This is a genomic window from Pandoraea terrigena (assembly GCF_902459705.1).
In the GTDB taxonomy this organism is placed as follows: domain Bacteria; phylum Pseudomonadota; class Gammaproteobacteria; order Burkholderiales; family Burkholderiaceae; genus Pandoraea; species Pandoraea terrigena.
The window spans coordinates 488,965-502,191 of the sequence record NZ_CABPRU010000002.1; the positions used below are offsets into that span (position 1 = coordinate 488,965).

Consider the following 13,227-nt stretch of genomic DNA (forward strand, 5'->3'; position numbering starts at 1 on the left):
TGCAACTACTTCGCCGCCCCAAGCAACAAAGACAGCGGCACCGCATCGGCCATGGCGGCGTAGCCGGCATCGCTGGGATGTGTGCCGTCGCCGCTATCGAGACGCGGCAACATGCGCGTCGGCTGGGTCGGATCGCGCAGCGAGACATCGAAATCGATGACGCCGTCGAACGCGCCGCTCGTTCGCACCCAATGGTTGACGGCCTCGCGCACCGCCTCGCGCTCGGGCGGCAGTTTGCCCGGCGGGATGGTCGTGCCGAGAATGCGGACGTGACGCGAGCGCGCCGCGGCGATCAGCGACTGATACCCCGCGATCATCTCGGGCGCGGTCACGATCGCATGCGGCACATCACAGTCGAGTCCGGCATGGGGCGGCACGTAACCGAAATTGATGTCGTTGATGCCGATTTGCACGATGACCGTGCGCACGCCCGGCTGTTCCAGCGCGTCGCGCCGGAAACGGGCGACGAGCCGTTCGCCGTAGCAGGCCGAATCGTGCAGCAGACGATTGCCGCTGATGCCGAGATTGAGCACCGCAATATCGGATCGCCCGGCATTCTCGAGCCGCCGAGCCAAGGCATCCGGCCAGCGCCGGTTGGCATTCAACGTGCTGTGCATACCGTCGGTGATCGAGTCGCCGATGGCGACGATCGCTTGTGCAGGCCGCTCCGGCACCACACTGACGCCAGCCAGCCATAACGTGTTTGTAAAGCGCGTGCGATACGCCGACGCCTGCGCGACATCGACAAAATCGCCGGCACCACTCAGAAACGCCGTCTCCTGCGCAATCTTGTGCCACGTCGTCGGGGGCCTGGCTTCGCGCGTGAACAGGCTGACGGCCAGCGGCGTCCCCGCGCGAACCGCCAGCGGCAACGGATCGCTCTCGAGCACGGCACCCGGCGCAATCCGCGCCATCGTCTGACCACCAAACGTCATCGCGCGCAGGCTGGCCGCATCGACGGCCGCGCCACGTAGCACCACGGCGAGGCTCGCCCGCTCGATTACCAGCGGTCCCGTCCCGTAAGCGTTGGAGAAGCGCACGCGGACTTCGTTACCGGAGAGTGTCGGATAGATAATCTGACGCACGGTGCGCCCGCCCACGGCCGGCGCCCGGTTGAACGACGGCGCTGCCGGGTGTTGCGCCACCGCTTGCGGTGCCGTCGCCCACGCGCCGACGCGTGCGTTCTGCGCGAAGGCCGTCGCCGCCGCGCCCGTCGCCAAGACGGCGAGCAGCGCACGGATCACGGCAACAAGTCGCACACGGGGTATTCGGGGCATACCGTCGGCAGAGGAAGACCGGGGAATCAGAAACGTCGGGAGCATCGGGACGGCGTGGGCAATTCAGCCGGAATCGTCCGGCGGCAGCCGCCATTGTGCCTGATTGTGACCATCGGCAAAGGTCGACGTGACAGCCGGGGGTGCTGCGGCAGCCCCCCCGTTTGGCCGAACGAAACGCAATGTGCCGTCGCTCAGCGCGTCGAAATCACGATGGCAACGCGCCGGTTCTGGGCCCGGCCGGTCGCCGTGCTGTTATCGGCAACGGGATTGCGCTTGCCCGCGCCGATCGTCTGGATGTCCGCGCGCGGCATGCCCGCTTCGGCCAGCACGTCGGCCACCGCCTCGGCGCGGCGAGCCGATAGCTGCTCGTTGTAAGTATCGCTGCCCACCGAATCCGTATAACCGTAGACGCTCGCGCTGTTCAAGCCGACCTTCACGAGCGTGTGTCCGATGCGCGCCACCGTCTGCCGCGCCGCATCGTGTATCACGAATTCGTCGCTATCGAACAGCACCTTGTCGGACATGCCGAACTCCCAGCCGTCGTCGGTTTGCTTAAAGCCCTCCGATTTCAACGCCACGATCTGCTCGGCCGTCAGGCCGTGCACCGGTGTGGTCTGACAGCCTGCCAGTGCGGCCAATCCCAGCAGACAGACCAGCGCCATCAGCCGGCGAGCCAACGCCTTCCATCGAGCAAGGGCATGCGCGGCGCGAGCGCCCTGAGCTGCACGTACGCGGTGCGGAAGGTAAGAATGCAAGTCGTGTGTGTCAACATCGAAGTCCAAAGCAGATCCCCATGGCGTGTGTTATCCGGTGGTCAATTATGGCGAAGGCGGCGCGTCAGCTTGAGCGTCGCGCAGCGGCGGCGCCCGTCGGGATGTCCGCCACATGCCAGGTGCCGACGCCAGCCCGCTTCGCCTGATACATGGCCGCGTCCGCCGTGCGCAGCAGCGCGACGGCGTCCGCGGCGTGAATCGGGTACAGCGCCACACCGATACTCATCGATGTGACGATTTCAGCGCCATCCGGCAAGGCAATCGGCTTCTCCATCGCCGCGAGCAGGGTCTGCGCAAGTCGCACGGCGTTCGACGTTTGTCGCACGCCCACCAGCATGACGGCGAACTCGTCGCCGCCCAGGCGCGCCACCAGATCCCCCTCGCGCAACGGCTGGCGCAGACGCTCGGCAATGCTCACGAGCACGGCATCGCCCGCGCCATGCCCCAGGTGGTCGTTGATTTCCTTGAAGCGGTCGCTATCGAGATAGAGCAGCGCGACGTGCGTCCCCATCTCACGCGCGTCGGCAAGTGCCTTCGCAAGGCGCGATTCGAAGTACGCCCGGTTCGGCAGCCCCGTCAGCCGATCGTGATTGGCCTGATGCGCGAGCGTGGCATTCTGCGCGCGAAGATGGTTCTGCCATCCCTCGAACTCATCGAGCAGCGCGTTGAAGTCGTCGCCAAGTTCCTTCAACTCGGCCAGCGGCGTCGCCGCGACACGCTGATGGAAGGCGCGCTCGCGGCGCACCGCATGGGCGACCTCCGCCAGCGCCCGCAGCGGTTTGACGATATCGTGATGCATGCGCTTGGCGAGCACGTTCGCCACGGCGAACGTCACCAGCAGGCAGGCAAGTACGCCGCCGACCCCGGTCAGCAGGAACAGGAAGAATTGATGCCCCTGACCCTGCACTTCAATACTGCCGACGAGCCTTCCGTCATGCCGAATCGGCAGCGTCACGGGTCCGGGTAGCGCGAAGCTCGCGACAGCACGTTCGACCTGCGTCAGGGCGCCGCCGTCGGGACGACGCCAGAGCGCAAACTGCGCACCGCCCGCATCCAGGACGCGCACCTGAGCGAGGTCCTCGTCGCTTGCGATGAGCGCAATCGCCTCCTGCGCCGCCACGCGGTCGCCAAACACAACGGCCGCTTCGGTCGTGTAGGCGAGCGAGCGTCCGATGAGCAGTAGATTGTTCTCCGCATACACGCGCAAGGCGATCCACGCCACCAGCGACAGCGAGACGGCTGCGAGCACGACGGCGGAGACGGCCAGACGCAGGTGGGTACGGCGCAACACCCGCTGCAGCGACGGCCGGCGATGGCGCACGGCGGCGGACGCCGCGAGGTGAGGCGATGCCAGCGGCGGCTCACGTTCGCTTTCGGCCGATGCATCGGCCAAACCGTCCACGGGCAACAGGCCGGTGACAGACGAGGCACCGGGACGCATAGGGGGGGATGGCGGGCGTTGAGTCGTCATGGTGTCCCCGGCTTTCGCGCCAGCCTCAGCACGTTCGGGTGGACACGGACACCGCTGCGCGCAACGGTGTCGAGGTTGATGTCGAACGTCACGCGCTCCTGATCGACGTTCAGGCAGAACATGATCCCTAGCGTGCACGAGTCGCTGCGTTCGCTGAGCGTCAAGACCGGGTGACCGGCAAGGTTCGCGAGCAGTTGCCGGCGTTCGGTATCGCTCACGGCGCCGAGATACACCGCGTCGCATAGCGAACCAATGGCAGGCTCCGTCGCCGGGACACGGTTGGCCTCGACCGGCACGCCAATGCTGGGCAACGGTCCGGAGAGCAAATCACGCGCATAGTCGGCATTGCCGACCACGCACAGCCTCACTTTGGCGGGCGCAGCCGGCCAGCGGGTGAAGCTGATGATGCCGAGCACCACCTGTCGCACATTGGCGTCGCGCGCGTTGGGCGTCGCGCCGGCCTCCGGCGTCTGCGCGAGCGCGGTGCCGAACGTGGCCCCACACACGAGCCACACGAGGCACGCCAGGGGCGCACGCAGACCATGAGGCATCCGACGTTTTCGCCAGAGGCCTCGGGCCATGCCGCTCGTCGCTGTCAAGACACTATGCAACGCTGTCTTCCTTTTGCCGAAATGTCGGGGGCTGCGGGCACGTCACGCCATGTTTGACCGGCGTTCCACGAAGCCCGCTTGAATCACGCCGCATCATACCTAATGGATCGGTGTCAGGCCATACACCCGCGCAGGCGATCCCTGCCGCGACGGGCCCCTCACCGTCCCTTTCCGTCGCGGATCATCGCGCGCTTTCGGCGCACCGCACGCCCATAGCATGCACGCACGCGCGCGTTTTCGGAACCCCTCCGCCACCCCGCATTTTCCCTTGCCCGCGCGGGCTTTCCTCATGGCAGAATGTTACGCACAACCATTTGAAAATCAAAAGAAATTTGGCGATCCGATCCCTCGATTTTCGAGAGAAAATCGCGACGCCAGGGAGGTGTTGCATGACGTTCCGGAATTCTGGCCCGGCCGGCTTTCGAGAGGCCCCGGGCATGAACGATCCCGTGCCTCGTCGAGTATCCGACGGACAAGCCGAGTTGAGCCGTGCTGCGCTCGACAGCGCGCCCTATGCCATGTTTGTTTGCACGGACGACGGCATGCTCGAGCGAATGAACGGCGCGTTCACGCGCCTGACGGGCTATCAGCCGGACGACCTATTGGGCCAGCGCAGCTTCCTGTCGTTGCTCGATCCATCGGAGCTGACACGTCGGCGGCTGCCCGCGCTGGCCAGTCTGTCGGCTACCGAAACAGTCCCGTACGACGACGAGTGGCATCTGCTCTCGCGCGTACGCAGTTGGCTGCCTGTGCGCCTGGCGCTCTCCTGCGTCGAACATGCGCCCGGTGAACGCCGCTGGGTGGGCATCGTGCTCGACCTCTCGCAACAGGTACAGGTGGCGTCCCGGCTCTGGTATGTCACGCACCACGACCCGGTCACCCGTCTGCCCAACCAGACCCTGCTTGCCGAACGGCTCGAACTGGCGATCCATCGTTGCGCGCGTCAGCGGGTGGGACTGACGGTTTTGCTGATCGAACTCGATCATGTGCGCCAACTGCGCAGCACTTTCGGCCCGTCGACCGCGGAACTGGCGTTGCGCATCGCCGCCGAACGCCTGCGCGAAGCCAGCGGCCCCGAAGACGCGCTGGCTTGCCTCGGCGGCAGCCGGTTCGTCATCGTGACCAACGAGACGGGCGACGGCGCGCGCCTGCTCGCCGCCCGGATTCAGGCTCGGCTCGCCCAATGGGCCGACGTCGACCAGAACGCCGTCGCGCTCGACGCAAGCGTTGGCGCGGTCAGCTACCCCGAACACGGCAGCACGCCCGAGACGCTGTTGCGCCGCGCCCACGTCGCGCTCGGCATTGCCAGTGCCGCCGGTGGCGGCCTGCGCGTGTTCAGCAGCGAGATGGACGCGCAGGCGCAGCGGCGCAACGAACTCGAAAGTCTGCTGCACATCGCGGTGAGCGAGCCCACGCACGCGCAACTGCATCTCGTGTACCAGCCCCAGGTCAGCCTGTCGGACGGCGAGATTCGCAACGCAGAGACGCTCCTGCGCTGGCGTCATCCGACGCTGGGCACCGTCAGTCCGGCGGAATTCATCCCGATCGCGGAAACCTCGGGGCTGATCCTGCCGCTGGGCGAATGGGTGATGCAGACGGCCTGCCGCGAAGCCAGCCGTCTGCTGCGGCGATGCGGCCACCTGCCGCGCATCTCCGTGAACGTCTCGGCGCAGCAGTTTGCGCGCCAGGACGTTGCGGGCATGGTCGAGCGCGCCCTGAACGCGCACGCGCTGGAACCTCACCACCTGGAGATCGAGATCACGGAAACCGTGCTGCTCGGCGACTCGCGCGCCGCGATCGGCTGCCTGCGCTCGCTGCACGACATGGGCGTGGAGATCGCCGTCGACGACTTCGGCACGGGGTATGCCAGCCTCGCCTACCTGACCCGCTTCCCGGTCAATCGCCTCAAGATCGACCAGACCTTCGTGCGTGACATGCTCACGCATGCCCCCAGCCATGCCATCGTGAACGCAGTCGTCGCAATGGCCCACTCGCTCGGCCTGCGGGTGACGGCGGAGGGCGTGGAGACCCAGGCACAGGCCCAGCGGCTCACCGAGCTGGGGTGCGACGAAGCGCAGGGATTCTGGTTTGCACGGCCTGTCGACGTGCGCGGTCTCTATCACATCGTGGCGCCGCTGGGCAGCGGTGCCCGACGCTGACGCTCGCCACCCGGGCGCGATTGTTGCCCCCAGCCCCGCTTTTTCCGCCGACATGGCGTGTCAAGACTCGCACGCGTCTTGAGAACGCGGTAAGGTACGTCGCGAAGGGACTCCCCCGAACGACGTCGCAACGAGGAATATCGCCATGAAAACCAAAGCCGCCATTGCCTGGGAAGCCGGCAAACCCCTGACCATCGAGGAAGTCGATCTGGAAGGGCCGCGCGCCGGCGAGGTGTTGATCGAGATCAAGGCCACCGGCATCTGCCATACGGACTACTACACACTCTCCGGCGCCGATCCGGAAGGCATCTTCCCCGCCATCCTCGGCCATGAGGGCGCGGGGGTGGTCGTCGACGTTGGCCCGGGCGTCACCACCCTGAAGAAAGACGATCACGTCATTCCCCTGTACACGCCCGAATGCCGCCAGTGCAAGTTCTGCCTGTCGCGCAAGACCAACCTGTGCCAGGCGATCCGCAGCACGCAAGGCCGCGGCCTGATGCCGGACGCCACGTCGCGCTTCTCGCTCGACGGCAAGCCCATCTTCCATTACATGGGCACGTCCACGTTCTCGAACTACATCGTCGTGCCGGAAATCGCGGTCGCGAAGGTGCGCTCCGACGCGCCGTTCGACAAGATCTGCTACATCGGTTGCGGCGTGACGACCGGCGTGGGCGCCGTGGTCTATTCGGCAAAGGTCGAAGCGGGCGCGAACGTCGTGGTGTTCGGCCTCGGCGGCATCGGCCTGAACGTGATCCAGGGTGCGAAGATGGTCGGCGCCGACAAGATCATCGGTGTCGACATCAACCCGGGGCGCGTGGAACTCGCCAGGAAGTTCGGCATGACGCACTTCATCAATCCGAAGGAAGTCGAGGACGTCGTCGACACCATCGTGCAACTGACCGACGGCGGGGCCGATTACTCGTTCGAGTGCATCGGCAACGTGACGACCATGCGCCAGGCGCTCGAATGCTGCCACAAGGGCTGGGGCCAGTCCTTCATCATCGGCGTGGCCGCGGCGGGTCAGGAGATCAGCACGCGTCCGTTCCAGTTGGTGACGGGCCGCGAGTGGAAAGGGTCGGCGTTTGGCGGGGCGCGCGGTCGCACCGACGTGCCGAAGATCGTCGACTGGTACATGGAGGGTAAGATCAATATCGACGACCTGATCACGCACACGCTGCGTCTCGACCAGATCAACGAAGGGTTCGATCTGATGAAGCGCGGCGAGTCGATCCGCTCGGTCGTGCTGTACTGATCGACGCGTTTCGAAGGCGCCGTCCCGCCCACGCGCCAGGGGTGCCGGACACACCGCCGTCACGACAAGGAGACGGACATGAAGACATGGACTTTATCGCTCGTGCTTGCGGGCGCCACGATGCTGGCCGCGCTGCCGGAGACGGCGTCGGCACAGTCTGGGCAAGCGGTGATCAACGCGCCGGCCAACGTCCGGGCGGGTCCGGCAATCGACTACCCGGTCGTCGCCCAGGCGGGGCCGGGCATGCCGGTGACCGTCTATGGCTGCCTGTCCGACTATTCGTGGTGTGACATCGGCCTGCCCGGCGCGCGCGGCTGGATTTATGCGGCGTTGCTCAGCTACCCGTATCAGGGGAATCCGGTTCCGGTGCTCAACTACGGCCCGATGATCGGGCTGCCCATCGTGACGTTCTCCATTGGCGCGTATTGGGGTAGCTATTACCGTGGTCGCCCGTGGTATCACGATCAGCGCTACTGGAATCGCCCGCCGCCCAGGCCGCGCCCGCCGGGGTACTACTCGCCGGGCATGGGACCTCGCCCGCCCGGGGGGCACTATCCCGGACCGAGCCCGCGTCCGCCAGGACACAGCGCAGGCCCTGGCCCGCGCCCCCCCGGACACGGGGCAGGACCCGGGCCGCGTCCCCACGGCCAGGGGGCGAGCCCTGGTCCGCGACCGCCCGGCGGCGGTGGGAGGCCCGGTGCGCGTCAGCCCGGCGGCGGTGGGCATGGCGGAGGACATGGCGGACGCCCACCTGGCGGTGGCCCCGGCGGGCCAAACCACTGATGCGGCGGGCCGCATGCATCGCTCGTTCGCAACGTCGCGGCCCCGCATCCCATGTCTCCGTCGATGTGCCCCCAAATTCAGCAATCACTGCACGCACCACACGGCAGTCCGGCAGGATCCTCCGTAAGTCTCGATCGTGTTCGTCCCGCCCCGGTGCGCGCAGCGCGCGCCGTGGTTGCCTATCGTCATGCCGCATCCGGCACGCGCCACCCGCGTACCCGGTGCACCGGTCGTACCGCTCATCTCCGCCGGTCTGTGCCTGTTCCTGATGGCCCACCTCCAAGCGACCACGTGGATCGCCTTCGTGGTGTGGCTCGTCATCGGCCTGGGCATCTACTTCCTGTATGCGCGTCGCAACGCGTTGCTTCACACGCCGAGCGACGCTCGGCCGGCGCCACGGTAAATCGCGTCACCGGCTGCCCCGCCTCGCGCCCCGGCGCGAGCGCGTGGACGTGCCGGGTTCAGCCGAGATTGCGATTGAGCCATACCGCACCATAGCCAAGCGCGAACATCGTGAGCAGCAGTGGCACCGAGATGCGCAGCACCTGAATGACCAGTGGACGCGGCGGCAGATCCTCCTCCTCCGGCATACGCGCTGCCTCGCGCAACGCGCCGGTGCACAGCGCCGCCGCGGCAACGCTCACGACGATCCAGAAGGTCTGGTTGTACATCAGCGCAACGAGCAAAAGCGCGAGCGCGACGTTGCGGCCGTGATAGATCAGATTGACAGTGGTACGAAAGGATTGCGGCGACATGTCGTTGTTGCGCAAGCGTGTGCACGGATGACGCACTGGCGCGAAGGTGATTAGGGTTCGTCCGTCGACGTGCGACACGCCGGCCGGCCTGCCACGCGCCACGACAACTACGCTGAGCTTATCCAGTCTTAACGGCTTTCGCTATCGCAGTCTTTAGCATGGCGTGGCGACCGCGCGCGACGCCCGGCAATATCGGGCGCGATGCCGAAAGGAATGCCCGACGTGATCTCAGGCGCCACACGAATGCGGTATGCTCCCCCGCATGACCGCCCCCCCGCCTTCCCGTCTTCCAAACGCCGTCCCGGACACCGCTGCCGCTTCCGGCCACGATGCACCGACGCGAGCCATCTATGTCATCGTGGCGCACCCGCGCTGGCGCGACTCGCGCGTCAATCGCCGTCTGTTCGACGCCGCGCGCGGCATTGAGGGGGTCGACGTCAACGACCTGTACTCGGCGTATCCCGACTTCAGCATCGACGTCGCCGCCGAACAACGGCGCGTGGCGCGCGCCGACCTGATCGTACTGGTCCATCCGATCTACTGGTACAGCATGCCGCCGTTGCAGAAGCTCTGGCTCGATGAAGTCCTGTCGTGGGGCTGGGCGTATGGCCACGACGGCCATGCGCTCGCGAACAAGGACCTCTGGCTCGTGGCGAGCACCGGCGGGCCACAGGCGAGCTATCGCCCCGAGGGGTATAACCAGCACGCGTTCTCGGCGTTCCTGCCCGCCTATGAGCAGATGGCGCGCCTGTGCAACATGCGCTTCCTGCCGCCGCACGTGTTCCATGGCGCGCGGCGCAGCGACGACGCTGCCCTCGACGCCCACGTGAGCGCGTTCGCCGGCAAGCTGGTCACCTACCCGCAATGGCCTGAGCTGATTTCCATGCCGTGCGCGTCCGAGTGCCAGGACATTCCCGTCATGGATCGTCCGCGTTGCGCGACCGGCGTCGCCGACGGGGCCGACGACGGCACCGCGAACGCAAGCACCGGGAGGGCCGCCTGATGGAACATGTGCCGGCCTGGTTGCTTGCCAGCCTGATCTACCTGGCTGCGGCGGTGATTGTCGTGCCGCTGTCGCGTGCGTTGGGACTCGGCGCGATCATCGGCTATCTCGCCGCCGGGATCGCGATCGGTCCCTGGGGACTCGGCCTTGTCGCGCGCGTGGAAGACGTGCTGCACTTCGCCGAGTTCGGCGTGGTGCTGATGCTGTTCCTCGTCGGCCTCGAACTGGAACCGCGACGCTTGTGGAATCTGCGACGACCGATCTTCGGGTGGGGATCGGCGCAGGTCGTCGGCTGCGCGGTGCTGCTCTTCGCGGCGGGCGTGGCGCTGGGTGCATCGTGGCGCGTCGCCCTGGTTGCCGCCCTCGGCCTGGCGCTCTCGTCGACGGCGATCGCGTTGCAGGTGATGGCCGAGCGCAATCTGCTCGGCACCCCGAGCGGTCAGGCCGGCTTCTCGATCCTGCTGTTCCAGGACGTTGCCGCGATCCCGATCCTTGCGCTGCTGCCCTTGCTGGCCAATTCGTTCGACAGTCACGTGATGACAGGAACCGCACGCGCGCTCGAAGCCTTGAAGATCGTGGGCGTGATTGCGGCGATCATCCTTGGTGGGCGGCTGGCGTTGCGCCCGCTGTTGCGCTGGATCGCCAACAGCCGCACGCCGGAGATTTTCACGGCGGCATCGCTGTTGCTCGTCGTCGCCATCGCGGCGCTGATGCAATGGGTCGGCCTGTCGATGGCACTCGGTGCGTTCCTCGCCGGCGTGCTGCTCGCCGAGAGCGAGTATCGGCGGGAGCTGGAAACCGACATCGAACCGTTCAAGGGGCTGCTGCTCGGGCTGTTCTTCATGGCGGTCGGCATGAGCATCGACTTCGGCGTGCTGCTCGCACAACCGCTGCGCATGATCGCGGTCGTCGTCGGCTTCATGGCACTCAAGGGACTGGCCATCTACGGGGTGTCGAGGTGGATGCAACTGCCCTACCAGGAGCGGCCGATCTTCACGCTGCTGCTTGCGCAGGGCGGCGAATTCGCCTTCGTGGTGTTCCAGTCGGCGGGACCACAAGTGCTGCCACCGGCGGTGTCGTCGTTCCTGATCGGCGCCGTCGCGCTTTCAATGCTGGTCTCGCCGCTGCTGCTCGTGGTCATCGATAAATGGGTGCTGCCGCGCTATCGCGTGACGGGGTCGCCGCGCATGGCAGAGATCGCCGAGCCGCAGTCGGCCAGCGTCGTGATCTGCGGCTTCGGACGCTACGGGCAAATCGTTGGCCGCACACTGGTGCCGCAGGGGGTTTCGGTGACTGTGCTCGATCACGATCCCGACACCATCGAGAGCCTGCGCCAATTCGGATTTCGGGTGTTCTACGGCGACGCCACGCGGCTCGATCTGCTGCGCACCGCAGGTGTGGCGCATGCGCGCGCGGTGGTCGTCGCCGTGGACGACGTCGATCAGTCGCTGGCGATCGTCGACCTGTTGCGCGAACACTTTCCCGACGTTCCTATCGTGGCGCGGGCACGCAACGTCGGCCATCTGTTCCAGCTTCGCGATCGCGGCGTCAAACACATCGAGCGGGAAGTCTTCGAGTCGTCATTGCGCAGTGCGCGCTCAGTGCTTGAAACACTGGGCTGGCCAGCGTCCGAAGCGCGAGAGGCAACCATGGCGTTCCAGCGCGCGAATCAGCAACTGACCGACGAGATGTACCCGGCCTATCGGGATCGCAACAAGATGATCGCCACCGCAAAGGAAGGCCGCCGGCAATTCGAGGAGCAGATGGCCCGCGAGCGCGAGCAACGTCATGCGCAGAGACAGGTCACGTTCGGCTGGGATGGCGAGCACACGCCGGACCTGACACCTTCGCCAGCCGGCGCCGACGCGGCGGCTTCACAAACCCCCGATAAACGCGCGGCCGGCGACAGCCACACGTGAGCGGTGAGCGGTAAGGGGTGTTCAGTCGAACGGCTTGAAGTGACCGTCGGCGGGCGGGCGGGCATCGGCTTGCAGGCGCGCTTCGGCGTCGCTGCCCGCGAGCCCGCGATAGTACAGATGCACGGCAATGGCCGCCGAGTAACGGCGAATTTCCATAAGCGTGAGATGCGCATGCTCTGCCGACGTGAACATCAGATACGGGGAAGCTTCCTCGATGAGTCCTGCGACCTGATGCAGGCCGTGGCGGTGTAGGACTTCCGTGAGTTCGTCACGGCTGCGATGCGTGGTCGCATCGGTGGCCGGATATACCATGCGCAGCAGTACGAGCGGATGTTCGGCGCAGGCAAGCGACAGCGCCTGAACGACGGCGTGACTGTCGAGCGCCGTCGCCACGGTCTCACCTTCGGGACGATGCTGCGGGAAGAGTTGCTCAAGGGTCAACGTCATAACGAGTCCAGTTCAAGGAAGCTGCAAAACGGCCACAGCGAGCTCCATAGTCTATGTGACCCTCGTGTGAGCGATCAACGGTTTTGCGCGCCCCCGCGCGTTGCACGCGCCGCAACAATTACCAAATATTTCATTGCGCCCCGCGACGCCTCGCCATGTCAGGCGCCACGATGCCCCGATATGACGCGGTGCTTCATGGAGGTCGGCGCGTTGGTGCTGGCAACGACGAAAAAAAACCGTCCCGCGTTTGTCACGCGGGACGGTTTTTTGTGACGCTGCGGCAACCGCGAGCGAACGATTAGCTGCCTTGGCTAACGCTCAGCTCACCGGCGTCGCGGGCGCGTGCCAGTTCCTGCTTCACGTCGGCACGCGATGCGCTCGGGCCTTGCGAGGCGATGATCGGGTAGTCAACGTCATTTTGCGGCACGAGGCCTTGCGCGCGTGCCTGCGCCAGGTCGGCCTTCACGTCGGCGCGGCTCTTGGTCGAAACCGAAGCGACATAGACCGGATAGTCGGCGTCACCGTGCGGGATCAACCCTTGCGCGCGGGCTTGTGCCAGATCGGTCAACACGGCGGCACGCGTAAGCGGCTGACCCTGCGAGGCGATCTCGGGATAATTGTTGCCGTTCTCGGCAGCGTTGCTGGCAACACCACCGAGCGAAGCCACGGCGGCGATAAGGGCGATTGCGATGTTCTTGCGGTTCATTTTCCTAACTCCTGTCTAGTTGCGACGACTTTGTTTTGAATTGCGCCGTCGATGGAAGGAAGTCTAGAACT

Annotated in this window: 12 protein-coding genes and 1 pseudogene; 6 read left to right on the plus strand and 7 right to left on the minus strand. The window is 66.1% G+C overall.

Going from position 1 to position 13,227, the window contains the following annotated elements; genetic code table 11:
• Positions 1-5: 5 nt before the first annotated feature.
• The 4 genes from PTE31013_RS06485 to yfiR form a co-directional block, all read right to left on the minus strand.
• Positions 6-1,277: an SGNH/GDSL hydrolase family protein gene (locus PTE31013_RS06485; RefSeq protein WP_150611975.1), complete on the minus strand. Its 1,272-nt coding sequence runs from the start codon at positions 1,275-1,277 to the stop codon at positions 6-8.
• Positions 1,278-1,468: 191 nt separating this feature from the next.
• A complete protein-coding gene (gene yfiB / locus PTE31013_RS06490; RefSeq protein ID WP_150611976.1) occupies positions 1,469-1,939 on the minus strand; it encodes an outer membrane lipoprotein YfiB in 471 nt (156 codons plus the stop codon).
• Positions 1,940-2,114: 175 nt separating this feature from the next.
• On the minus strand, positions 2,115-3,521 hold the full coding sequence (gene dgcN / locus PTE31013_RS06495; protein WP_246173923.1) for a diguanylate cyclase DgcN/YfiN: 1,407 nt from the start codon (positions 3,519-3,521) through the stop codon (positions 2,115-2,117).
• On the minus strand, positions 3,518-4,072 hold the full coding sequence (yfiR, locus tag PTE31013_RS06500) for a regulatory sequestration protein YfiR (RefSeq protein ID WP_150611977.1): 555 nt from the start codon (positions 4,070-4,072) through the stop codon (positions 3,518-3,520). The genes dgcN and yfiR overlap by 4 nt, the downstream gene beginning before the upstream one ends.
• A 497-nt stretch (positions 4,073-4,569) precedes the next feature.
• Between yfiR and PTE31013_RS06505 the strand changes: the two genes are divergently transcribed.
• The 4 genes and pseudogenes from PTE31013_RS06505 to PTE31013_RS06520 form a co-directional block, all read left to right on the plus strand.
• Positions 4,570-6,291, plus strand: coding sequence for a putative bifunctional diguanylate cyclase/phosphodiesterase (locus tag PTE31013_RS06505; protein WP_150611978.1), 1,722 nt, complete (start codon positions 4,570-4,572; stop codon positions 6,289-6,291).
• A 145-nt stretch (positions 6,292-6,436) separates the two neighbouring features.
• Entirely contained in the window at positions 6,437-7,543 is a 1,107-nt protein-coding gene (locus PTE31013_RS06510; RefSeq protein ID WP_150611979.1) for an S-(hydroxymethyl)glutathione dehydrogenase/class III alcohol dehydrogenase, read from the plus strand.
• 78 nt (positions 7,544-7,621) lie between these two features.
• Positions 7,622-8,326, plus strand: coding sequence for an SH3 domain-containing protein (locus PTE31013_RS06515; protein ID WP_150611980.1), 705 nt, complete (start codon positions 7,622-7,624; stop codon positions 8,324-8,326).
• Between the two features lie 187 nt (positions 8,327-8,513).
• Positions 8,514-8,729, plus strand: a pseudogene (locus tag PTE31013_RS06520) (amino acid permease C-terminal domain-containing protein); the annotation flags it as partial.
• Between the two features lie 58 nt (positions 8,730-8,787).
• Here the strand turns inward: PTE31013_RS06520 and PTE31013_RS06525 are convergent.
• The gene (locus tag PTE31013_RS06525) at positions 8,788-9,081 is read right to left on the minus strand and encodes a hypothetical protein (RefSeq protein ID WP_150611981.1); all 294 of its coding nucleotides are present in this window, start codon (positions 9,079-9,081) and stop codon (positions 8,788-8,790) included.
• A 262-nt stretch (positions 9,082-9,343) separates the two neighbouring features.
• On the opposite strand from PTE31013_RS06525, the gene kefF reads away from it, so the two are divergent.
• Positions 9,344-10,084, plus strand: a complete 741-nt coding sequence (gene kefF, locus PTE31013_RS06530) for a glutathione-regulated potassium-efflux system oxidoreductase KefF (RefSeq protein ID WP_246173924.1) — start codon at positions 9,344-9,346, stop codon at positions 10,082-10,084.
• Positions 10,084-12,003 (plus strand): glutathione-regulated potassium-efflux system protein KefC, encoded by a 1,920-nt coding sequence (kefC, locus tag PTE31013_RS06535; RefSeq protein WP_150611983.1) that lies wholly within the window; start codon positions 10,084-10,086, stop codon positions 12,001-12,003. The genes kefF and kefC overlap by 1 nt, the downstream gene beginning before the upstream one ends.
• Before the next feature lie 21 nt (positions 12,004-12,024).
• Here kefC and PTE31013_RS06540 read toward each other — a convergent pair whose 3' ends face one another.
• Complete coding sequence (locus PTE31013_RS06540) at positions 12,025-12,450, minus strand: hypothetical protein (protein WP_150611984.1); 426 nt, start codon at positions 12,448-12,450, stop codon at positions 12,025-12,027.
• 298 nt (positions 12,451-12,748) lie between these two features.
• Positions 12,749-13,156, minus strand: coding sequence for a DUF4148 domain-containing protein (locus tag PTE31013_RS06545; protein ID WP_150611985.1), 408 nt, complete (start codon positions 13,154-13,156; stop codon positions 12,749-12,751).
• Between the last annotated feature and the right edge of the window lie 71 nt (positions 13,157-13,227).